This window comes from Bacteroidetes bacterium endosymbiont of Geopemphigus sp., from assembly GCF_002904345.1.
GTDB lineage: Bacteria > Bacteroidota > Bacteroidia > Flavobacteriales > Blattabacteriaceae > GSPS2-BC2016.
Genome location: NZ_PEIH01000005.1, coordinates 92,429 through 115,753 on the forward strand (window position 1 = coordinate 92,429; position 23,325 = coordinate 115,753).

General features: G+C 40.6%; 17 protein-coding genes. 2 read left to right on the forward strand and 15 right to left on the reverse strand.

What is annotated here, in order from left to right; genetic code table 11:
• Positions 1 to 2 precede the first annotated feature (2 nt).
• From argC to holA, 8 genes are all read right to left on the reverse strand, one after another.
• Positions 3 to 974, reverse strand: coding sequence for an N-acetyl-gamma-glutamyl-phosphate reductase (gene argC, locus CS842_RS01665; protein ID WP_103327163.1), 972 nt, complete (start codon positions 972 to 974; stop codon positions 3 to 5).
• Positions 967 to 2,712, reverse strand: coding sequence for an argininosuccinate synthase domain-containing protein (locus CS842_RS01670; protein ID WP_103327165.1), 1,746 nt, complete (start codon positions 2,710 to 2,712; stop codon positions 967 to 969). The genes argC and CS842_RS01670 overlap by 8 nt, the downstream gene beginning before the upstream one ends.
• 127 nt (positions 2,713 to 2,839) lie before the next feature.
• Positions 2,840 to 7,186 carry a DNA polymerase III subunit alpha gene (dnaE, locus tag CS842_RS01675; protein WP_103327167.1) on the reverse strand — a complete coding sequence of 1,449 codons (4,347 nt, stop codon included), beginning with the start codon at positions 7,184 to 7,186 and terminating at the stop codon, positions 2,840 to 2,842.
• 18 nt (positions 7,187 to 7,204) lie between these two features.
• Positions 7,205 to 8,398, reverse strand: a complete 1,194-nt coding sequence (locus tag CS842_RS01680; RefSeq protein WP_103327169.1) for an acetate/propionate family kinase — start codon at positions 8,396 to 8,398, stop codon at positions 7,205 to 7,207.
• Positions 8,395 to 10,479, reverse strand: a complete 2,085-nt coding sequence (gene pta, locus CS842_RS01685; RefSeq protein ID WP_103327171.1) for a phosphate acetyltransferase — start codon at positions 10,477 to 10,479, stop codon at positions 8,395 to 8,397. Before pta ends, CS842_RS01680 begins: the two co-directional genes overlap by 4 nt.
• 30 nt (positions 10,480 to 10,509) lie before the next feature.
• Complete coding sequence (rocD, locus tag CS842_RS01690) at positions 10,510 to 11,751, reverse strand: ornithine--oxo-acid transaminase (RefSeq protein WP_103327173.1); 1,242 nt, start codon at positions 11,749 to 11,751, stop codon at positions 10,510 to 10,512.
• Positions 11,752 to 11,765: 14 nt separating this feature from the next.
• Positions 11,766 to 12,710, reverse strand: coding sequence for a thioredoxin-disulfide reductase (gene trxB / locus CS842_RS01695; RefSeq protein WP_103327175.1), 945 nt, complete (start codon positions 12,708 to 12,710; stop codon positions 11,766 to 11,768).
• Positions 12,711 to 12,778: 68 nt separating this feature from the next.
• On the reverse strand, positions 12,779 to 13,783 hold the full coding sequence (holA, locus tag CS842_RS01700; protein ID WP_103327178.1) for a DNA polymerase III subunit delta: 1,005 nt from the start codon (positions 13,781 to 13,783) through the stop codon (positions 12,779 to 12,781).
• Positions 13,784 to 13,805: 22 nt separating this feature from the next.
• Here holA and CS842_RS01705 point away from each other — a divergent pair, with 22 nt between their 5' ends.
• The gene (locus tag CS842_RS01705) at positions 13,806 to 14,261 is read left to right on the forward strand and encodes a type I restriction enzyme HsdR N-terminal domain-containing protein (protein ID WP_103327180.1); all 456 of its coding nucleotides are present in this window, start codon (positions 13,806 to 13,808) and stop codon (positions 14,259 to 14,261) included.
• On the opposite strand, the gene CS842_RS01710 is transcribed toward CS842_RS01705, so the two are convergent.
• The 6 genes from CS842_RS01710 to CS842_RS01735 form a co-directional block, all read right to left on the reverse strand.
• Positions 14,200 to 15,117, reverse strand: a complete 918-nt coding sequence (locus CS842_RS01710; protein WP_195909826.1) for an ATPase — start codon at positions 15,115 to 15,117, stop codon at positions 14,200 to 14,202. The genes CS842_RS01705 and CS842_RS01710 overlap by 62 nt on opposite strands.
• 76 nt (positions 15,118 to 15,193) lie before the next feature.
• Complete coding sequence (gene gap / locus CS842_RS01715) at positions 15,194 to 16,198, reverse strand: type I glyceraldehyde-3-phosphate dehydrogenase (RefSeq protein WP_103327183.1); 1,005 nt, start codon at positions 16,196 to 16,198, stop codon at positions 15,194 to 15,196.
• Positions 16,199 to 16,220: 22 nt separating this feature from the next.
• A complete protein-coding gene (gene pfkA / locus CS842_RS01720; protein ID WP_103328003.1) occupies positions 16,221 to 17,198 on the reverse strand; it encodes a 6-phosphofructokinase in 978 nt (325 codons plus the stop codon).
• 88 nt (positions 17,199 to 17,286) lie between these two features.
• Positions 17,287 to 18,330 carry a cytochrome d ubiquinol oxidase subunit II gene (cydB, locus tag CS842_RS01725; RefSeq protein WP_103327186.1) on the reverse strand — a complete coding sequence of 348 codons (1,044 nt, stop codon included), beginning with the start codon at positions 18,328 to 18,330 and terminating at the stop codon, positions 17,287 to 17,289.
• Between the two features lie 7 nt (positions 18,331 to 18,337).
• Positions 18,338 to 19,714: a cytochrome ubiquinol oxidase subunit I gene (locus CS842_RS01730; RefSeq protein WP_103327187.1), complete on the reverse strand. Its 1,377-nt coding sequence runs from the start codon at positions 19,712 to 19,714 to the stop codon at positions 18,338 to 18,340.
• A 157-nt stretch (positions 19,715 to 19,871) separates the two neighbouring features.
• A complete protein-coding gene (locus CS842_RS01735; RefSeq protein WP_103327190.1) occupies positions 19,872 to 20,075 on the reverse strand; it encodes a Rha family transcriptional regulator in 204 nt (67 codons plus the stop codon).
• A 911-nt stretch (positions 20,076 to 20,986) separates the two neighbouring features.
• On the opposite strand from CS842_RS01735, the gene CS842_RS01740 reads away from it, so the two are divergent.
• Positions 20,987 to 22,144, forward strand: coding sequence for an acyl-CoA dehydrogenase family protein (locus CS842_RS01740; RefSeq protein ID WP_103328004.1), 1,158 nt, complete (start codon positions 20,987 to 20,989; stop codon positions 22,142 to 22,144).
• A gap of 8 nt (positions 22,145 to 22,152) precedes the next feature.
• Here the strand turns inward: CS842_RS01740 and prfA are convergent, their stop codons facing one another.
• Entirely contained in the window at positions 22,153 to 23,241 is a 1,089-nt protein-coding gene (prfA, locus tag CS842_RS01745) for a peptide chain release factor 1 (protein WP_103327193.1), read from the reverse strand.
• Positions 23,242 to 23,325 lie beyond the last annotated feature (84 nt).

The following is a 23,325-nucleotide window of genomic DNA, read 5'->3' on the forward strand; positions in this document are numbered from 1 at the left end:
CTTTAAAACGCAAGGGGCTTGAGATATAAGGCAGTCATCTCATCGTAGCAGTACATAAGATTGAAATTCTGAACCGCTTGTCCTGAGGCACCTTTTAAGAGATTATCCAAGACACTGCTTACAATCAAACACCCTTTTTCTTTAGTTAAATGCAGCAAACATTTATTAGTGTTTACCACTTGCTTAAGCTCTAAAGGATCTTCAGAAAGATGTGTAAAAGGATGGGTTTTATAAAAATCTTCATAAAGTAATCTAGCTTCCTTAAGAGAAAGCTCACAGCGCGTATAGATCGTAGCTAGAATGCCACGAGTAAAATTACCCCGGTAAGGAACAAAAAAGAGTTCACTCGAAAAGCCTTCTTGTAAACTAAGTAAGCTCTCTCGGATTTCATCCAAATGCTGATGGGTAAAAAGCTTATAGGTAGAAGCGTTATGAGCACGCCGGCTGAAGTGCCCGGTCTCACTTAAATCTCGACCGGCGCCGGTCGAGCCTGTAAGCGCGCTGATGTGAATGTCCTCTTTAAGACATCCTGCTCTGGCCAGCGGCAATAAGGCTAGCTCTATGGCTGTGGCAAAACAGCCTGGATTCGCTATATTTTTTGCCTTTTTAATGACATCAATCTGTAACTCCGGCAGGCCATAAACGAAATTCCTCTCTGCACTACGAGCGTTTTTACAAAGCCTGAAATCATTGCTCAGGTCAATGATGTAAGCTGTTTTGGGAATCTTATCCAGCGCTTTTTTAGAATTCCCATGTCCTAAACAGAGAAAAACCAATTCTACGGTTGGATCCAACTGCTCTGTAAATCGCAACTCGATATCACCGATGAGATCTCTGTGAATGAAAGAGGCAGCTCTTCCAGCCTGCGTACTGCTCACCAAGCTTTGAATCTGTACATGGGGATGTTGCAATAAAAGACGCAGGAGCTCTCCCCCGGTATAGCCGGCGCCTCCGAGTATCCCTACTTTAATCACTATTAGGTGGAGTAAGTGAGTGATAAATCTTCATTTGATTGCCAAATATTTTTATAAATCCTTTAGCCTCTTCGGCACTCCAAGCCCGATTGGTTTCACCATATTGGGCAGCTTGCGAGCACATCATATCAAAAGCGGATTCAATACCTGTGAGTTCAAAACGAAAAGGATGCAAATGCACGCCTACCTGCCCGCTGACACGTTCTTGGGATTTTGTTAAAAAAGCTTCGATATCGCGCATTACCGGATCTAAATATTGCGCCTCGTGCAAAAGCATTCCGTACCAATTGCCTAGTTGTTCCTTCCAGTAAAGCTGCCATTTGCTGAGTACATGTTTTTCCAAAAGATGATGCGCTTTGAGGATGATCATAGCCGAGGCTGCCTCAAAACCAACACGTCCTTTGATGCCGATTAAGGTATCGCCCACATGAATATCACGCCCTATAGCGAATCGCGAAGCGATTTCCTCAAGCGCGACGATATTCTCCACCGGATCGGCTCTTTTTCCGTCAAGAGCAACGAATTCTCCTTTATTAAATTCAAGCTGAATTTTCCTGGGCTCTTTTTCCATCAAGACCCTTGGATAGGAAGCCTCGGGCAAAGCCCTATCGGAGCTAAGGGTTTCGGCTCCTCCGACACTGGTACCCCATAGCCCTTTGTTAATGGAATATCGCGCTCTTTCCCAAGAGATATCGACTCCCTGATCTTTAAGATAATCCATCTCTTCTTTTCGCGAGAGCTTCATATCCCTTATGGGACTAATAATAAGCTTATCGGGACATACTATCTGAAAGGCCAGATCAAAACGTACCTGATCGTTTCCTGCTCCTGTACTTCCATGTCCTATGGCTCGGGCATCGATATCATTAGCATGCTCAGCAATTTTAATTGCCTGAAAAATTCGCTCGGCACTCACTGATAAAGGATAAGTATTGTTTCGCAGTACATTACCAAAGATAAGGTACTTAATACAACGCTTGTAATAATCTTTTTTTGCCTCTATACTGCGATGAGATTTTGCCCCTACGGCATAGGCTTTTTGCTCAATATCGCGCAGCTCTTGCTGATTAAAACCACCTGTATTGACAATAGCGGTATGGACTTCATAGCCTTGATTTATAAGGTATTTTAAACAATAAGAAGTATCTAGGCCGCCGCTGTAAGCGAGTAAAATCTTGTCTCCGAAAAGCAGCTTATTCTTAGGCTTTTTTTCGTTAGGGTCATATAATAACCCACTACATAAACACATCTTTCTTTGATTTCGGGTAAGTATATCATAATTAGAGCAACTTTTACAGCCTTTCCAAAAATCTTCAGATTGGGTAAGATGCTTAAAATTTACGGTCTTAAAACCCAGCGCCATATTCATATTTAATACCGGAGCGCTGGTGGTAATGCTAAATATTTTAGCTTTTGGAAATTTTTCACGCGAGAGCCTGAAAATTTCAGATTTAATCAATTTAGCTATGCCATGCTGACGAAATTCAGGAAATACAATCATTCCTGAATTGGCAACAAACTCTTGTCCTTGAAAGGTCTCTATATAGCTAAATCCGGCGATTTGGCCATTACAAAGAGCAATGACGGCATTGCCGTCGACCATTTTTTTCTTGATATATTCAGGATCTCTTTTGGCAATGCCTGTTTTTCGAATCCTGGCAGACTCCTCGATTTGCCGACAAATAGATAAAGCTTGGCCTACATCGTCGGCATGAGCAATCCTGATTTCTATTTTCATCTTCAAAAAAAAGCGCTTGCTAATTTGACACTTGAGTATGTGTCTGTGTTTTTATACGTTAAAGAGTTCATAAGCACACTTTCTTTTATTACCGCGTGCAAATTTAAGAAATATTTAAAGGAAAAGCCTATTTAAGATGAAAGTCAAGACCGGGAATTTTTTCCAGATCCAAAAGTAAATTTCTTTCAAGGCGAACGCCATATCCCCGCGAGTGCATCCCCAAACAAAGCTTTTCTATATGATCCAATACCATTACCTTAAGCTTTCCAGGGCCTTTATATTTTGAAATCGTATACTCGATATGAGTAATCATTTCACTGCTTAACTCCTGAAGGTTGATTTCTAGATGAAGACCTTTATTAAGATGTTCAAGTACCTCGCAAAGCAATTGGATCTGCAGAAAATTTATACGAACTTCTCCACCTTTCCAACGATCGAGCGAAATTTTTAAATCCACAAAGGTATTAGGCACTAATAAGTGAGAAAATTTCATATAAGACTCCCCGAAGATTCGAAATTCACGCATTCCCTGATAATCTTCTAAAGTGAATACCCCATAGCGGTTTCCGCTTTTTAAGGCCGTTTTATTTTCGGCGCGCGTGATGATACCGTAAAGATGAAGTTCTTTGCCTATCCATTGTGCTTCATTACGACTAAACTCTTCTAAAGAAACCCCTTTTATAGCGAGCACTTCATGGCGATAATCATCCAAAGGATGTGCGCTGATATAAACGCCCACAACCTCCTTCTCTTTAGAGAGCTTTACAATACTCGGCCAGGGCGCACAATCAGAAAGCGAAGGCTTCATAAGAGCCGTTTCAATGGTTTCCCCGAAAAGTGAAGCCTGAGGGCACTTCTTATTTTCTTGATATCTTGCCCCAAAGCGAAGAATTTTTTCAAGAGTGGTTAAGCTGTTTTCCTCATGGAAATACTGCGCACGATGAATGTTTTTAAACTCGTCAAAAGCACCTGAGAGCGCAAGGGATTCCATCGCTTTTTTATTAGCCGTACGCAAATCCACACGTTTAACCAAATCAAAAATCGAAAGATAAGGACCATTTTTTGTGCGTTCACTTAAAATGGTCTCCACAGCTGCCTCTCCAACGCCTTTGACAGCTTCCATACCAAAACGAATAGCGCCTTGTTCATTCACTGAAAAAGTAGACTGACTTTCATTAATATCTGGACCTAGCACCGAAACGTTCATACGCCTACACTCTTCCATAAAGAAAGTAACCTCTTTAATATTGTTCATATTATTGCTCAATACAGCTGCCATGTACTCCGCGGGGTAATGAGCTTTGAGATAAGCCGTCTGAAAAGCCAGGTAAGCATAACAGGTGGAGTGAGATTTATTAAAAGCGTACGAAGCGAAAGCTTCCCAGTCATGCCAGATTTTCTCAAGAACTTTTTGAGGATATCCACGTTCAGTGGCACCTTCGATGAATTGATTCTTCATCTTATCGAGCACATGCTTCTGCTTTTTACCCATGGCTTTTCGAAGTATGTCGGCCTCACCTTTTCCAAAGCCAGCGAGTTTTTGCGCCAGCAACATAACCTGCTCTTGATAAACTGTAATGCCGTAGGTATTGCTTAGAAATTCCTCCATCTCAGGCAGATCATAGACAATGGGCTCCTCTCCATGCTTACGTGCAATAAAATTGGGAATATATTGCAAAGGACCCGGACGGTAAAGAGCGTTCATTGCGATAAGATCATCAAAGGTATCGGGTTTGAGCTGACGCATATAGCGTTGCATACCTGGTGATTCGTACTGAAAAACCGCTATGGTATCCCCTCTCTGAAAAAGAGCATAGGTTTTTTCATCATCTAAAGGAATTTGATCCGCCAGAAGTTTTATTCTATGCTGTTTCTCAATAAGTTCTATGGCATCTTTAATAATGGTAAGGGTTTTGAGTCCCAAAAAGTCCATCTTAAGCAAACCGGCGCTCTCGACCACGTTGTTATCAAATTGCGTAAGTAACAAATCTGAATCTTTCGAAATAGCCATAGGAATATGCTCGGTGATATCATAAGGTGTGATAATCACCCCACAGGCATGTACTCCGGTGTTGCGCACTGATCCTTCAAGTATGCTTGCCTGTTGCAAAACCACTCCTTCAGGACTTTCCTTTTTGGAGAGTTCCTGAAGTTTTAAAGCATTCTCAAGATCCTCCCCGCTAAGATTTTCATAAAGTTGAGCGTGACTAGCCGATAAGAGCTTTTTTAATGATAGATTGGGCATCATTTTAGCCAGCCGATCAGCCTCAGCCAACGGAAGGTCAAGCGCCCGAGCGGTATCACGTATAGCTGACTTAGCGGCCATACTACCATAGGTGATGATCTGTGCTACCTGATTACTCCCATATTTATCTACTACCCATTCTATGATGCGATCACGGCCACGGTCGTCAAAATCCATATCGATATCGGGCAAGGAGATGCGATCTGGGTTTAAGAAGCGCTCAAAAAGAAGATCGTATTTAATGGGATCAATATGCGTAATACCCGTACAATAAGCCACAAGAGAACCTGCTACCGATCCGCGGCCTGGCCCTGCAGATACGCCCATTTTTTCAGCCTGTGCCACGAAGTCCTGAACGATAAGAAAATAGCCCGGATAACCTGTTTTTTCTATAGTTTTTAGCTCGAAATCCAGACGTTCTTTCAAAGTCTCATCGATCGCTCCGTAACGCTTTTTAGCACCTTCACAGGCCAGATGGCGTAAATAAGCATTTTCCCCACGTTTTTTACCACCCTTAGCCTCCAAAGGATTTATGAAATTCTCGGGAATTTTAAATTCTGGCAAAAGAACTTCTCGATTGAGCGAGTAAGTATTGATTTTTCCAATCAACTCTTCCAGGTAATCAAAAGCCTTCGGAACATCGGAAAAACGCGCGAGCATCTCATCGGTACTTTTGAAATAGAATTCCTGATTACTAAATCCAAAACGATATCCCCTTCCACGTTCTAGTCCTATAGGAGTGGATTGTTTTTCACCATCGCGTACACAGAGTAATATATCATGGGCATTGGCATCTTTTTTCTCTAAATAGAAACTATTGTTCTGCGGAATGTACTTTACGCCATATTTTCGAGCGAATCTAAGCAAGACTTCATTTACATGATCCTCTTCTTCTAGGCCATGGCGAAGGAGTTCTACATAAAAATCCTCTTTAAAAAGTTTATGCCACCATTTAAAAACTTCTTCAGCTTGGCGCTCTCCCCCGTTGAGGATGGTATATGGAATTTCGGCGCTTAGATCACCTGTAAGAGCGATTAAATCTTCTTTGTAGGTTGCAACAAGATCTTTACCCACTCTTGGATAGCCCGCGTAGTATCCTTTGATATAGCCTTCCGAGCAAAGCCTAGCTAAGTTTTGATAGCCTTTTTTATTTTTTGCCAGCAACACTTGTTTATAACGCCGATCCGGCTGGTCCTTGGTAAACTTCTTTTGAAGATAGTCCTCTGATAGAAAAACCTCACAACCAACAACCCCCTTAAGGGGAGGTGTGAGATGATTTTCATTTGTATCGCTTTGCGCTCTACGTGCATTGGCAGTTTCTATGGCATTTAAGAAATAAAAAGCACCCATCATATTCCCTGAATCAGTCATACCTACCGCAGGCATATTCCATTGCAAAGCGCGCGCTACTAAGGAGGAAATATCAGTGGTGGCCGAGAGAATAGAAAAAGCTGTATGATTGTGCAAGTGCGCAAATTTCCTTTGTGAACCTCTTTTCTCTACTTCGGCTTTTTCAGACTTGAGCTCTTGAGATCTTTTTTGATGGTCGATAGTTTTTTCCTGCGTAATATTTATTCCTATAGGTTGGATCGGGGTGGTATGTCTTTTTTTGAATTTCTCAACGGCAGAGATATCCATACCAAATTTCTCTGGCGAAACAATACCTAAACGAAGGAGTTCAAGAAAGCAGCGTGCGGTAGCTTCTACATCGGCCGAGGCATTATGCGCTGCGGAAAAGGAAACGCCAAAGAGCTTTTGATGAAGCTCAGTAAGGGTGGGCCATTTGAATTTTCCACCTATTCCACCAGGAAGCGCGCAGTAATCAAGCGCTTCATCTTTGGTATCGATAAATTTTTTCTCGAGTAAAGTCGATGAGTGGCCACTGCGAAAGAACTCACATCCTACTATATTAATATCAAAACCTATGTTATGACCTATAAGGAAGTGACTTTTTGAAAGTGCCGTGTAAAAGATCTGCAATACCTTTTGCAAAGGATGTCCTTCTTTTTGCGCTCTTTCGGTAGTAATGCCATGGATTTTAATCGCGTTAAATGGGATATCGAAACCTTCAGGTTGAATAATGAAGTTTTTTGCTTCGATAAGCCCACCTGAAACTTCATGAAGCTGCCAAGCGAGCTGGACCATACGAGGCCAATTCTCTGTATCGTAAAAGGGTGCGTTATAGTTCTTTGGCAACCCGGTGGTTTCTGTATCAAAAATCAGATACATAACTGAAATAATGTATATTTATAGAAAAGTAGAGACTTCTCTGGCTATTTCCATTTCTTCATCGGTAGGAAGGGTCAATATTTTCGCGCGACTCTCAGAGGTTTGTAATTCTCTAAGGCCTTGTTCTTGAGTCTCATTTTTACTCTTATCAAGGATAAGACCCGTAAATTCCATATCAGCGCAGATCATAGCACGCACCAGAGTATCGTTTTCACCTACACCTCCTGTAAAGACAATCGCGTCAAGGCCATTCATAATAGCAGTATAGGCACCTATATATTTTTTAATGCGATAAGCGTACATTTCATAGGATAAACGGGCTTTGGGATCTTTATTTTCATAAGCTTGACTTATATCGCGCATATCGCTTTTTCCTGAAAGGGCCAGCATACCACTTTCCTTGTTGAGAATTTCAGAAAGATTTTCAATCTTATAGCCCTTGCCTAAGAGATAGAAAAGAACTGTGGGATCCAGATCTCCACTTCGTGTGCCCATAATTAAACCACTGTTGGGTCCAAAACCCATGCTGGTATCAACAGAAACTCCATTTTTAATGGCGGCCATACTGGCCCCGTTGCCAAGATGCAAAGTGATGATTTTCGCCTGTGGATTTTGCAGATGGGAAAGCGCCATGCGAGAGACATATTGATGACTGATACCATGAAATCCGTAAACACGCACATGTTGTTCTTTATAAAAGACTTCAGGCAAAGCATAACGATGAACTCTTTGCGATATACTATGGTGAAAAGCAGTATCAAAAACCGCAAACTCTCTTGCTCTAGGAAATACCTCCTGAGCCACTTCTATTCCCATAAGATTGGCAGGGTTATGCAAAGGCGCCAAGGGAAAGACCGCGCGGATTTCATCTTTTACTTCTTTGGTGATCTCTACAGTGGCGGTAAGGGTATTTCCGCCATGCACTACTCTGTGGCCGATAGCTGAAATTTCAGAAAGCTCTTTGATGACCCCTCCTCCCAGTAGAGGATCTGAAAGCAAATCGTAAATCTTTTCAAGAGCTTCGCGATGATCTCTTACCTGAAAAGGACTTTTAAGCTCTTGCCAGGATTTCTCTTTTATATACTGGTTAATATATCCTCCATCTATGCCGATGCGCCCTATAAGTCCCCTAGCGAGAACTTTTTTTTCAGGCATCTTAATGAGCTGATATTTAACAGAGGAGCTTCCAGAATTGATGATTAGTATCTTCATGAACGTGCTGCTTGTATAGATGTAATAATAATGGTATTGTAAATATCTTCAACAGTTGCACCGCGACTTAAATCGTTTACAGGTTTTTTAAGACCCTGTAAAACAGGGCCTATAGCCAGAGTTTTGGTCTCGCGCTGCACTGCCTTGTAGGTGTTATTACCTGTATTGAGATCTGGAAATATCAACACATTGGCCTGGCCAGCTACGGAAGAATCAGGCATTTTTTGCTTTCCCACAACAGGATCAACAGCTGCATCATATTGTATGGGGCCTTCTATAAGCAACTGGGGGGTTCTGCTTTTAACTATTTCAACCGCTTTTCTTACTTTGTCCACATGTTGGCCTGAACCGGAATTTCCTGAAGAATAGGAAAGCAAAGCGATTTTTGGGTCTATGCCAAAATTCTGAGCGGTTTTGGCAGAAGCAATGGTAATATCAGCTAGTTGTTCAGGATCAGGATCAGGCACTATAGCGCAATCCCCATAAACGAGTACACGATCGTTTAAAAGCATAAAGAAAACCGAAGAAATCGTCTTAACGCCCGGACTTGTTTTAATAAACTGAAGAGCTGGACGAATAGTATGCGCTGTGGTGTGTACAGCGCCCGAAACCATTCCATCAGCCAAACCTTTATAGACCATCATAGTACCAAAATAAGAGACATCCAGCATAAGATCGTAAGCCTGATCGTATTGCAGGCCTTTTTCCTTTCTTAACTGGAATAAAGTATTTGAAAAATCTTCATTACAAAGCGCGACAGAGGGATCTGTAAGCGAAATACGATCCTCATCCCAGGGAAGTCCGAGACGATTGAATTCACTAAGGATTTTTTTAGGAGAGCCTAAAAGGGTGATGTTTCCAAGTTTCTCACTGGTAAAAAGCGAAGCGGCACGCAAAATGCGCTCTTCCAGACCTTCTGGAAGAACGATATGTTTTTGCGCTTCCCTGCTCTTTTTTAGTAAATTGTACCGGAACATATGAAGCGTGATAGAAGAGGACTGGAAAGCGGCAATTTTTTTCTCGATCAAAGGACTGTTGACGTATTCTTCAAAAAGATTAATGCTCCGTTGTATCTTAATGATATTATCAGGATAAATTCGGGGCTTGATACTAGCCACTCTTTGCGTAGTTTCAAAAGTATCTGTGTCAACTGCTAAAATAGGAACAGCATGGAGGAAGCCTTTCATGAGTTTTAGTAGGTTCTCTTCAGGAAAAGTCCCGCCGGTAAGAAGGATACCTGCTACATGCGCATAAGTAACGGAAGCGTTGGCCAATATAGTAGCGCAAATTAAATCGGCTCGATCTCCGGAAGTAATCACCAGAGAATCCTCCTCAATTCGTGTAAGATAATGACTTAGCTGCATAGCCCCTATGATAGAGGTCATCGCTATTTTATTCAAATCCTCGGCTTTACCTGTGATAAGGCTTGCCTTAAGTTCGTTTTTTAACTCTCTAAGGGTAGGTTTGCTCAACAAAGGTTCAGGTGGAATAGTGACCAAAATTATTTCTGAAGGCAGTCTGTTTTTTAAATATTTATTGATTTCTTTAGTGGAAATATGCGTTTTATTCACTACTATCATAATCACGTTTCTCTCTATGCTCTCTTGTTCTATAAGCACATGATCAGCAAGTGCATCAGCTGTTTTTTTCTCACCGTTAACTACCAGAATCACAGGTAAATGAAGATTTTTGGCTACCGAATTATTAAGATCAAAGTCAAATGAACTACTCTCATTAAAGAAATCAGGTCCTTCTACTACCACAAAATCAAAACGCTCCTCGAGCTTTTTATACTTACTGAAAATTTGATCAAAAAGTCTGTTTTTTTTGCCTGCATTGTATAATGCAACGGCCTCATCACGTTTAAACCCATAAGCCTCTTCATATTGCATAATCAGCTGAAAATGATCTAATACCGTAGTGATATGATCATCTTTTTGGCTATGGCTGAACTGTTCAATAATAGGTCGAAAAAAAGCCACACGCACGGTTTTTTTCATGATCGCCTGCATAATCCCGAGGGTAACTAAGAATTTTCCGCTGTCGGGATCTGTAGTGAATATAAATACGGATTGATTCATAAAGAGTAAGAAATATCTACAGTTAGAATTTTAAAAAACTGCTTTTAAAAATAGATAAGCACATTCTATAAGTTGCGCTTTAGTAATAGTCAAAGGAGGCGCCAGATGTATAATATTGCTATGCATGGGCTTAGCCAAAAGACCTTTAAGTTTAAGATCAAGACAAATTTTCCACGCCAGTTCACTCTCTTCAGGAGAATTGACCACCAAAGCGTTCAAAAGACCTTTACCGCGAACACTTTTAATAATAGAATACTCCTGAATAAACTTTTGCATTTCTTCCCGAAAGAACTCGTCCAAAATTCTTGCATTTTCCGCTAGTTGTTCTTTTTCAATCACGTTAAGCGCAGTTAAGGCTACAGCGCATGCCAGCGAATTTCCTCCAAAAGTAGAGCCGTGTTGGCCAGGGCGAATCACTTCCATAATAGCATCATTGGCCAATACTTTGGCCAATGCTTCGGAAATAGGATATACCCCTCCTGATAAAGTCTTCCCAAGAATCAATACATCAACTTGTATGCCTTCGTAATCACAAGCCAGCATTTTTCCAGTATGCCCTATTCCGGTCTGTACCTCATCGGCGATGAGCAATACATTATCCGCTTTACATAAGCGTTGACATTCTTTTAGATAACCTGACTGAGGAACTATTACACCCGCTTCTCCTTGTATGGGTTCTAAAAGAAAACCCGCTACATTTGGATAGCGCCCTAATGCTTCTTCTAAGGCTCTCGAGTCATCATAGGGAATGCTTAAAAAACCGGGCATATAAGGACCATAATGCGCATAAGCTTGCGAATCGGATGAAAATGATATAATCCCCGAGGTACGACCGTGAAAATTATTTTTACACACAATAATAAGTGACTGATTACCACATATATTTTTTTTCTCGTAGCCCCATTTTCTACAGAGCTTTAAAGAGATCTCTACAGCCTCAGCACCGGTATTCATAGGAAGAACCTTATCAAATCCAAAATGCTCAGTAATGCGCTTTTCATAAACACTGATTTGATGGTTATAAAAATCCAGGGACGTAAGCGTAATCTTTTTAGCCTGTTCTTTTAGGGCGTTGATGATCTCAGGATGAGAATTCCATTGATTTACAGATGAATAAGATGATAAAAAATCATAATACCACTTACCCTCCACATCCCATACGAAAACACCTTCGCCTTTTTCCAGGACGACAGGCATAGGGTGGTAATTATAAGCTCCGTATTTTTCTTCCAGCGCTATATAATCCAAGGCGTTTGAAGTCTTTTGATTCATTTAAAATGATATAATTAATTAATACCCAAGAGGTATCTTTCAAGATCCAACGCTGCCATGCAGCCACTACCCGCTGAGGTGATGGCCTGTCGATAAATCGAATCTTGCACATCGCCTGCGGCAAAAACCCCTGGAATATTTGTTTTTGTGCTTGCTTTTTCAGTGATTATATAACCTGATGAATCTAAAGTAATTTGTCTCTTAAAGACATCGGTATTGGGATGGTGACCTATAGCTAAAAAAAGCCCGTCAACGGGCAATGTTTTTTCCTGCTGGTTTTGGTTATTAATCACCCGAATGGCCTCGACAAATTTTTCACCAAGTACTTCTTTAACTTCATGATGAAAATGGATCTCTAAATTAGAGATTCTCTCTGCGCGATGTTGCATCGCCTTTGAAGCCTTGAACTGGCCTTTGCGCACCAAAAGGTAAACCTTACTGCAAAGTTTCGAAAGATACATAGCCTCTTCAAGAGCCGTATCACCTCCTCCGATAACGGCCACTACTTTCCCCTTATAAAAAAAACCATCGCAAGTAGCGCAAGTGGATACTCCCGCTCCTTTTAATCGTTCTTCACTTTCCAAGCCAAGATATTTAGCGCTGGCGCCTGTAGCGATGATCACTCCTTTGGTCTGTATTTGCTCTTGATTTTCGGTGTACAATTTATGAACACCTCCTTTTTTACCGGAAAATTCAACACTCATAATGGTTTGTTCCTTGATAAGGGCGCCGAAACGCTCAGCCTGTTTTTTAAAATCTTCCATCAACTGCGGGCCGCTAACTCCCTGCGGATATCCTGGATAATTATCTACTTCAGTAGTTGTGGTAAGCTGTCCGCCGGGTTCGGGACCTACATACAATATAAGTTTAAGATCAGCACGCGCGGTGTATATGGCAGCAGAATAACCTGCGGGACCAGAACCTACAATGATACAATCAAAAATAGAATGTACTGACATAAAACAAGGTTTTCACGCAAAGGTATTCAATCTAAGGGCGAGACAGAAATCACAAGCCAATGCTAGATTTATATAAAAATCTTGTAGGTGAGCTCCTGCAAAATGCTATGCTCAGGTATATAAGGACAATCGATTCCTTTAACCTGTCTATCAGCCTCACGAAGGTAAGAAAAGACTTTTAAGCTTTTAGTCAACGAATAATGATAAGCGGCCTTTTCATAGTCTTTTATAAAATAGGGCGGTACATTTAATATTTTGGAAAGATTCGCCTGTTTATCAGGTACGCTAAGATGGTATTTTACCAGGTTTACAAAAAATCGATATATCGTATTGATCAAAAGAACTACGGGATATTCTTTTGGATTTTTTCCAAAATGCCAAGCGATCTCCTGAGCTCTGTGAAAATTTTTCTCAGCGATAGCTTTTTGCCACTCAAAAGGATTGAAACGCTTGCTTATGCCTGTATATTGCGCTATAACCTCAGTGGTGATTTCAGCGCCTTCGGACAAAACTAAATAAATTTTCTCCAGCTCACGGGCAAGAGTAGACAAGGAAGTCCCGGAATGTTCAGCTAACAGATGCCGCGCCTGCAGGCCTATACGACGTTTCATAGATCGCGCTTGATGCTCAATCCAATCAGGAATTTGATATTCAGGGTATTTTTTGCTTTCGAACAACACTCCTTCCTGCTGTATAAGCTTGCAGATTTTCTGGCGTCTATCGAGTACTTTATTCTTATAGCAAATCACCAATAAAGTGCTTTTAAGAGGCGCTTGGATATAACCAGACAGTTTTTCTATGGTCTTTGAGAGCAACTGAGCTTCTTTAATAATAAGAACTGTATAAGGGCTCATCATAGGGTAGCGTTTGGCTTGTGCTATAAGATTAGGTATATCGATTTCCCCAGCGTAGAGGATCGTTTGATTGAAAGCTTTTTCCTCTTGAGAGAGAACATTTTTTTCTATGAAATCACTGATCAGGTCGATATAATAGGACTCTTCGCCCATTAAAAAATAAATAGGTTTGTATTTTTTCTCTTTTAATCCGGTGAGGATTTGTTCAGGCGTTTCCATAAATTTTTAAGAGCTTTACCTTATGGTTGTATTAAATTTTTCGAATTACTCTTTTCGGTACCGAACTGAAAAAGGCAAAGCCTATATTTTTTGCCTTAGTCGAAAAAAGTTTCTCCGCTTAAGTCCCGAAGAATGGGTACGTCAACATGTTTTACACTACCTGATCACGGAAAAAAAATATCCTTTAGTGGCTATAAAAACCGAATTCCTACTCTTGTTCAACGGCTTAAAAAAGCGCGCCGATGTGGTTATTTATAGAAGAGAAAAACCGCTCATCCTTATAGAATGCAAAGCGCCTCATATTCCACTTACAAAAAAGGTTCTTGAACAAATAAGTCGATACAATTTTCAATTGAATTGTCCTTATTTAATGCTTACCAATGGTATACAACATGTTTTTTGCCAGATCGATGAGACTAACCAGAGGCTTTGCTTTCTTGAGACGCTCCCTGAGGCTCCGAATCTTTTAAGGGCTTGAGTTTTGGAATAATATGTATGGCGTGATAGCGCACGAGATTGTCTATAGGATTTTTAATAATTTCACCAATTTTAAGATGGTATTCCGAGGCTACAGCTGCCAGTGTATCTTCATAAAAATGCGCTATAGATCCGATAAAATTAAGTTCTACGCTTTTCGCTTGTGGATATACCAGCACTTGATTGATCATAAACTCATTAAGTGAGTCGTAGATAATTTTCTGAATAAAAGGTTCATGTTTGTAATCAATGACAAAACGACTGAAAGAGGCTAGATAAGCATTGGCAAATTTATTATCGTAAACGTTTTTATTGAGTTCTTTTAAGGTAAGGTTAAAACGCTCCTTAAAAGTCCGAGAAAGGCGTTTGGGCATCTTTTTTAAGAAATAAGACCTGATGATGCGTTTGCCCAAGTTACTTCCACTTCCCTCATCGCCTAATATAAAAGCCAAAGAAGGAGTTTCCTCATAAAGCTTTCGGCCATCAAAATAACAAGAGTTAGAGCCGGTGCCTAATATGCATACAATAGCGGGGCGATTACGATAAGCCGAATAAGCCGCCGCCAAAAGATCATGTTCAATACGAATTTTAGATTTTTTAAAAATTTGCGCTAAACCTTTTTCCAATACTTTATTATATTCAGAAGTAGAGCAACCCGCACCGTAAAAAAATATATGAGAAATCATTGAAGCTTGTTTCATAAGATCCTGGTTTTTACTGATTTCATCGGCGATATCTTCGCTGCTTACGAAATAAGGATTCATACCTATGGTCTTAGTTCTAAATTGCTCCATTCCTTCAGAATCTACGATCAACCAATCACTTTTGGTAGATCCGCTGTCAATGATGGCTATCATAAGTATAGAAAATAAAAATCATTCATTTATTAATAACATAAAATTCAGTAGGCGTTTTGCCTACTGAATTTTTAATTTATAGACTACTCATATGTTCTATAAAGTCCACCAGCTTATTTGAGTAAGCAGTTTCATTATCATACCAGGCTACGAGTTTTACAAAATTTGGACTGAGCATAATACTGGCATCAGCATCAAATATACAAGTGCGTTTATCACCTCGGAAGTCCATAGACACCACTGCCTCTTTAGTATAACCAATAATACCTTTGAATTCATTCTCAGAGGCAGACTTTATCACAGACTTAATCTCATCATAAGTAGTGTTTTGTTGTAGACGAACGGTTAAATCCACTACAGAAACATCTGCTGTGGGTACGCGAAAAGACATGCCGGTAAGCTTTCCGTTGAGCTCAGGAATCACCTTACCCACAGCCTTAGCTGCCCCGGTGGAAGAAGGAATGATGTTAAGCAAAGCTGAACGTCCTCCGCGCCAGTCTTTCATCGACGGACCATCCACTACTCTTTGCGTAGCGGTAGCGGCATGTATAGTGGTCATAAGCCCTTCAAGAATAACAAATTTATCGTTTAACACTTTAGCCAAAGGAGCTAAACAGTTGGTGGTGCAAGAGGCATTAGAAACAATATTTTGATCTTTTTTTAATTCTTTATGGTTCACTCCCATGACAAACATCGGTGTATCATCTTTGGAAGGCCCTGAAAGGATAACTTTCTTAGCCCCGGCTTTTAAATGTGCTCCAGCTAGTTCTTTGGTAAGAAAAATTCCTGTAGACTCCACGATATATTCGGCGCCTGTCTCGGACCACTTAAGATTAGAAGGGTCTTTTTCTGCCGTAATACGAATCTTTTTTCCATTGACCATCAAACGACTATTTTCCACTTTAATCTCTCCGTCAAATCCGCCATGCACAGAATCGTATTTAAGCATATAGGCCATATAATCCGGAGCTATCAAATCGTTAATGGCCACTATTTCGATATTTTTTCGGGCAAAAGCAGCGCTAAAAACAAGGCTTCCTATTCTTCCAAATCCGTTGATTCCAATTTTGATTGTTGACATATTTCTTTATTTTTTTAATGTTTTATACCGCTATGATATCTGCTATCTTGATAAGATCCTCGTTGATTTCATTCTTTTTTCGAATCGCCTCTTCAAAGAGAGTGAAGATAATTTTATTACCCCTGATACCTACCATAATATCTCGTTTTCCTTTTATAATTGACTCTACGGCGGCTACTCCAAGACGACTAGCCAATACGCGATCATAGCAACTGGGATTTCCCCCGCGTTGTACGTGTCCCAATATGGAAACGCGGATATCATAATCAGGATACTTCATCCCTGTGGCCTTAGCTAAATCGTATACTCCACCGAGTTTCTCTCCTTCCGCCACCACAATAATGCTGGAGGATTTTCCTTCTTTATTTCCACGTTCTATGGAGGTAAAAAGCTGATCGAGATTGTAATCTTTTTCAGGAATCAAAATATCGAGAGCCCCCGTAGCAATTCCGCTATTTAAAGCGATAAAACCAGCATCACGACCCATCACTTCCACAAAAAAAAGTCGGTTATGCGACGTAGCTGTATCTCTGATCTTATCGATGGCTTCTATAACTGTATTTAAAGCTGTGTCATAACCTACGGTAAAATCCGTTCCGTAAATATCATTATCTATAGTTCCGGGTATGCCGACAACAGGTATATCATATTCACTTCCGAATACCCTAGCGCCAGTAAAAGAGCCATCTCCTCCAATAATGATCAAGGCGTCGATCTGATGTTTTTTTAGATTTTCATAAGCTTTTTTTCGTCCCTGAGCAGTTTTGAATTCTTTTGAGCGGGCGGTTTTCAAAAAAGTTCCCCCGCGATTGATAATATTTTTAACATCTCTAGCGCCCAGTTCAAGCAAATCATTTTCAATAAGACCTTGATAACCTAATCGAATGCCTAAACATTCAAGCTCATGGTGCGTTGCTGCGCGCACTACGGAACGAATAGCAGCATTCATACCCGGAGCATCTCCCCCAGAGGTCATCACTCCTAATTTTTTTATTATCATATGATTTACATCCTTTGTCAAAATTCTCATGAGAGAATCTCTCGGATGACAAAACTAAGTATTTTATAACATTTATTAAGATCGGTGATCAATAACTTGTCTCATCTAACTTAACTTTCCCTTTGAAAGTATAAAAAACAAAAGCGGTGTAGCTCATTACCAGCGGAGCTCCTATAATGACAAAAACCGACATGATTTTCAGCGATCGAATCGAGGCTGTGGCATTATATATTGTAAGGTTGTAGGTTGGATCAATAGAAGAGCGAATGATCACAGGAAAGAGCTCAATAACAACGGTTAAAAAAAGAAGCACCATGGTAAAGGCAGAGAACACAAAAGCAGAAATAAATTTATTTCTGTTGATTTGTCTTGTAATATTGGCAATGCTCAGCACCATACATACCGGAATGAAAAACAACCATGGATTTGCTTGAATATTTCTACTCATACGTGGCACGTATAAAATTGTATAAAAACTCAGTAAAAGCACGCTGATAATAAAGAAAATGGTGGTGTCGCGCACAATGATTCGAAGTTTTTGATGTAAGTGCTCCTGAGTTTTCATCACCAAATAAATCGCTCCGTGCATCATAAATAAGCTCAGGGTGGTAATACCAACAAAAACGGAATAAGGATTAAAAAAGAAAAGCGGGTCACCATGAAAGTTACCATCGGCATCTATAGGAATACCCAAAAGTACGTTTCCCAGAAAAATACCTAACAATAAAGACATACATATGCTCGATAGGCAATAAGAGATATCCCACATCTTTCGCCACCAAGCCATAGGTTCCTTACTTCGAAATTCTATAGAGACCGCCCTGAAGATCAACATTACGAGAAATATCATAAAAGGCTCATAAAAAGAGGTCAGCAAGGCAGCGTATACTTTTGGGAAAGCAGCAAAAAGAGAGCCACCTCCGATAACCAGCCATACTTCATTTCCATCCCATACCGGACCTATGGCATTGAGCGCTATGCGACGACTGTTTTTTTTTTTGAGAAAAAGATGCACTGCGCCGGCACCCAGATCGAAACCATCCAATATAGCATAGCCGGCAAATAAACCGAATATCACCAAAAACCACCAGCTCGGATAATCCAAATTGAAAAATTGCTCGAGTATCATCATCGCTTTGTTATTTCAAAATTTGTGTGCCCATTGATTTATGTAGCGGGCTATGATCTATATCACCCCTAGAATAGGGTCCATGCTGAATTTTTTTATGCAAAAGGTAAATAAAGAGTACAAATAAAAGCGTGTATACAAGGGTAAACATAATCAGTGAGAAAAGCACCTGATGCGCTTTTACTGATTGGGATAAAGCATCGGAGGTGCGCAACAAACCATATACTACCCAAGGCTGACGACCTGTTTCGGCGGTAAACCATCCTGCCTGGTTGGCTAATTGAGGAAGAAGCACGCTCCACACAAAAATTTGTAACAACCAGGGCTTGTCAAAAAATACTCCTTTCCAGAGTAAAAAATAAGAGTACAAGGTAAGAAAAATCATAAAAACACCTATGATTAACATCAGGTGGTAAGTTTGAAAAACCAAATTGGGCGCGCCGGGCCGATCTTCCCGGGGAAAAGCTTGTAGTCCTTTTACAGGATGAGAAAAATCCTGGTGAAGTAAAAAGCTTAGGCCACCGGGAATTTTTAATCCTTTCACTTGCTCTTTGTATGCATCTACATAACCGAAAAGATATAAATCGGCCGGCGCCATGGCCGGATAATGCCCTTCCATAGCGGCTAATTTCGTCGGCTGGTACTTCGCCACGATTCCTGCCGATTGATGACCTGAAAAGAATTGGCTTACGCAAGAAAAAGTAGCTACGAGCAAAGCCAAGCGGAAGGTGCGACGGGAAAAATCCACATATCGATTCTTAAGAATATAATAAGCGCTGATACTCAAAACTAAAAAAGATCCGGAGATAAAAGCGCCCAGCCAAACGTGCAAAATACGCTCTAGAGAAGAGGGATTGAGTGCCATGGCCCAAAAATCCGTGATCTCCGCTCTCGCTCGCAATCCTTGACCTACTACTTTAAAGCCTGTGGGAGTTTGTTGCCAGGAATTGGCTACCACAATCCATATAGCCGAGAACATTGAACCAAGTGTCACCATAACGGTAGAAAAAAAGTGCATGCGCGCACTTACCTTATTCCATCCGAATAAAAGGACTCCCAAAAAACCTGATTCCAAAGCAAAGGCGAAAATTCCCTCAGCGGCCAGGGCGCTTCCGAAAACATCACCCACATATTTCGAGTAGGTAGCCCAGTTGGTACCGAATTCAAACTCCATAACGATACCTGTAGCCACGCCGATACCGAAGATCAAGGAAAAGATCTTGGTATAAAAGCGAGTCATCTTTTCATATATGGGATTTTTGGTTTTCAAATACATCCCTTCCATCATGACCATAACCAAACCGAGTCCGATACTTAAAGGCGGATAGATGTAATGAAATGAAATAGTAAAAGAAAATTGTATACGCGAGAGCAGTTCTACGTCCATAGGTTTTTAGGTATAATGAACTTATTAACAAATTTATAAAAAATTTAATATGATATTTATGGTAAATAAATAAATGCAACGCGACAGAAATAGAAAGCTTCCTTCTCGCTTTCTAAGGCCATCTTAAGAATATCCATTTTGAAGAGAGAGGCGGAGCTCATAGATCGCAAGGGGATCGCTCCATCTTTCCGAAGGTTTCCAAAAAAGCTTCCTTAAAGAGCGAGGCTTTCTTTCCCGTGAAACTCATGGCAAAAAAAAGAAAAACCCGCGTGATAGTATATTGGGGTTTTTTCTCGCCCTTGTTGTCGGTATAATCAACGGGCTCAAAATTGAGACGGTTAAATCCTTCGCTGCAAAGGATGTTTTTATGTTCTTTTTAAACCTTCGACGAATAAGCCTTGAGCTTGTTCAGGTCTTTCCCTATTAGCTTGGTAACAGCGCTTTTTTATCTTTTCTATGCCGGACTGCACTATAAGAGAACATCGACATCCCTGATCGCACTTTTTTGATATTTATCATTATATTGGAAGAATATTAACCTAATTATTATGGATTACATGATTATTTAACTTATATAATATATATAATATCTTATGAAGGAGTACGTAACCAAACAATTATTGCCTTTATCTATATACTTTTTGGGCGGTTTCCTTCTAAGAAAGCGCCCTTTTCAAAGTGGAAGTTTTAGGGCCTGGTATTTAATAAAAACATTTTGGGAAACCTCAGAAACACTAAGTCCAGTCTCGTTCCTTTGGAAAAAACATATCCTCCAACCTTACCTCTTAATTTATGCGTTGACGGCTTTTCGTCAGAGACGGCAGTTTAAAAATTCATAAAAAACAAGAGTTGTTCCCTATAAGGTGGTTTTCCAGGTATCTCTTCCCTGCTAAATCAAAAAAACAATTCCCCCAGCAAATTAATAAAAAAGCTACAAAGTAATCTACGCACTTAACTTAAAACAAGGGTTTATTTTGTGATGTGCAGATCAACTAGAGGATCCTCTTTTTAGTATAAAAACAAGCCTGAACAGCTGACCTATGATGAGCTTAGGATTAAAAAATCTTTTTGTTCGTTAAAAAAACAAGAAATAAAATGCCAATCAGCGATATTTATCTTAATTTATCGAGTAGAGAATGATTGAAAAAATCCTTGCACAATATTGATTTTTTACATAAATCTCTTAAAAGATCAAGGATCTTTTAGATATATCATATAAAAAGAGTTCATAAAGAATTGGTTTATATTTGATTTTTAAAATCCAATCCAATGATGAATTTTAATCCATCTGAGTCTGAGAAAAAATTTACCGACTCTGTAAAGAATTTTGCTCAGGAAAATATTGCGCCTTATTACCAGGAATGGGATGAAAAGGAAGCTTTTCCAAGGACGCTTTTTGAGCAAATGGGCAAAAAAGGCTATACAGGCGCATTGGTTCCTGAACAATATCAAGGCAGTGCTCTTTCTTATTTTCAGTATGTCAGCCTTATTTCAGAGATCGCCCAAAAGGATCCTTCCATAGCCCTTTCAGTAGCTGCCCATAATTCACTATGCAGCAATCATATTCTATCATTTGGAAGCGATGAGCAAAAAAATCGCTGGTTGCCTCAACTCGCTTCAGGTCAATACATGGGCGCCTGGGCCCTTACCGAGCACAATACCGGATCCGATGCTAAAAATATGCATACCACAGCTTATAAAGACGGCAACGAATGGGTACTGAACGGTCAGAAAAATTTCATCACGCAAGGCATCAGCAGCGATGTGCTGGTTGTTATCGCGCGCACAGGAGAAAAAAGAGATCATCATGGCATGAGCGCTTTTATACTCGAGAGGAATACTCCGGGTTTTTCATCAGGGATGAAAATAAAAAAACTCGGCATGCACGCCTCTGAAACAGCTGAGTTGTTCTTTAACAATTGCCGTCTTCCCGAGAATCATTGCTTGGGAAAAGTCGGAGAAGGTTTCATGCAAGCGATGAAAATTCTCGACGACGGTCGAATTTCCATAGGCGCCGTAGCGCTGGGCATTGCCAAAGGAGCCTTTGAAAACGCTTTGCGATACGCTCAGAAAAGAGAGCAATTTAGTAAGCCCATCGCAAGTTTTCAAGCCATCTCTTTTAAACTAGCGCAAATGGCCACAAAAATCGAAGCTGCTGAACTCTTAATACACAAAGCCTGCCATCAAAAACAAAAAGGATGCTCGACAAATCTTGAGAGCGCCATGTGTAAATACTACGCCTCGGAAGTTGCTGTAGAAATCGCCAATGAAGCGGTTCAGACTTTAGGAGGTTATGGCTATACTAGAGATTACCCGGTAGAGAAATTCTATCGAGATGCCAAGCTCTGCACCATAGGCGAGGGTACTAGCGAGATTCTGCAATTGGTGATCTGTAAAAATCTCTTGAAAAAAATTGCCAAGAAATCTTAAAAAAAAACTTACTCTTGCTCTTTTAGACGTTCGGCGTTTTCAACCATCCTAAGCGCATCGATCATCTCCTGAATTCTCCCGTTCATAAATTCATCGAGCGAGTAGATCGACTTATTAATCCGATGATCCGTAACCCTTCCCTGCGGATAATTATAAGTGCGGATTTTAGCCGAACGATCTCCCGTGGAGACTAGAGACTTCCTTTCACTGGCGCGCTCCTGAGCCTTTTTTTCGAGCTCTACCTGATAAATACGCGCGCGAAGCACACTCAGAGCTTTCTCATAGTTTTTATGCTGCGAGCGCTCTTCCTGGCACTCTACCACCACACCTGTGGGAAGATGCGTTAAGCGAATGGCCGATTCGGTTTTATTTACATGCTGTCCCCCCGACCCACTCGAGCGAAAAGTATCACGTTTAATATCGGCGGGATTGATGTCCACCTCAACGGCCTGAACCTCAGGTAAAACCGCTACGGTGATGGCTGATGTATGCACGCGGCCTTGCGACTCGGTCTCGGGGACGCGTTGTACGCGGTGTACACCCGATTCGAATTTTAAAATACCATAGACGCCTTCCTCGCCCCTCACATCGAGAATGACTTCTTTATAGCCTTTTACAGTCGATTCCTGAGCGTTAAGAATTTGATAACTCCAGCCACGTTCTTTAAAATACATACTGTACATGCGTAAGATATTTTCCACGAAAATACAAGCTTCATCTCCTCCCGTGCCTACGCGTAATTCCACAATGACATTCTTATCATCTTCGGAGTCTTTTGGAATCAGCATATACTGGATTTGAGATTCCATTTGCTGAATTTCGGGTAAGAGTCGGTCTTTTTCTTCTTGTGCCATTCCCCTTAACTCTAAACTTTCAGAGCTTTGAGAGAGAATCTCTTGCGTCTCTTTTAAAGCATCATGTTTTTCCTTATAAAGTTGATAGAGGTATACAATTTTTTCAAGCTCTTTATATTGGCGAGAGAGTAGAGCATAATGCTTTTTATCGGTGATAACTTCCGGCTGAATAATCAGATCGGCGATCTCATCAAATCGCTGCCGGAGCTCACCGAGTTTTTCCATCAGGGAACTTTTCTTCATGCTTTTTGCTTGATTTAGGGCAAAGATAAACAAGATTTTCCCTGAAGACTCTTAAGTTAGCGATATATAAAAAGACATGTTACC

Coding starts and splice junctions, on each gene's coding strand:
- pta (WP_103327171.1), bottom strand. CDS start 10,479: ATGAATCAATCCGTATTTATATTCACTACAGATCCCGACAGCGGAAAA.
- CS842_RS01710 (WP_195909826.1), bottom strand. CDS start 15,117: ATGATAGCCATCATTGACAGCGGATCTACCAAAAGTGATTGGTTGATC.
- CS842_RS01705 (WP_103327180.1), top strand. CDS start 13,806: ATGGTTGTATTAAATTTTTCGAATTACTCTTTTCGGTACCGAACTGAA.
- trxB (WP_103327175.1), bottom strand. CDS start 12,710: ATGTCAGTACATTCTATTTTTGATTGTATCATTGTAGGTTCTGGTCCC.
- rocD (WP_103327173.1), bottom strand. CDS start 11,751: ATGAATCAAAAGACTTCAAACGCCTTGGATTATATAGCGCTGGAAGAA.
- CS842_RS01740 (WP_103328004.1), top strand. CDS start 20,987: ATGAATTTTAATCCATCTGAGTCTGAGAAAAAATTTACCGACTCTGTA.
- cydB (WP_103327186.1), bottom strand. CDS start 18,330: ATGATGATACTCGAGCAATTTTTCAATTTGGATTATCCGAGCTGGTGG.
- CS842_RS01730 (WP_103327187.1), bottom strand. CDS start 19,714: ATGGACGTAGAACTGCTCTCGCGTATACAATTTTCTTTTACTATTTCA.
- pfkA (WP_103328003.1), bottom strand. CDS start 17,198: ATGATAATAAAAAAATTAGGAGTGATGACCTCTGGGGGAGATGCTCCG.
- CS842_RS01680 (WP_103327169.1), bottom strand. CDS start 8,398: ATGAAGATACTAATCATCAATTCTGGAAGCTCCTCTGTTAAATATCAG.
- holA (WP_103327178.1), bottom strand. CDS start 13,783: ATGGAAACGCCTGAACAAATCCTCACCGGATTAAAAGAGAAAAAATAC.
- CS842_RS01670 (WP_103327165.1), bottom strand. CDS start 2,712: ATGAAAATAGAAATCAGGATTGCTCATGCCGACGATGTAGGCCAAGCT.
- dnaE (WP_103327167.1), bottom strand. CDS start 7,186: ATGTATCTGATTTTTGATACAGAAACCACCGGGTTGCCAAAGAACTAT.
- gap (WP_103327183.1), bottom strand. CDS start 16,198: ATGTCAACAATCAAAATTGGAATCAACGGATTTGGAAGAATAGGAAGC.
- prfA (WP_103327193.1), bottom strand. CDS start 23,241: ATGAAGAAAAGTTCCCTGATGGAAAAACTCGGTGAGCTCCGGCAGCGA.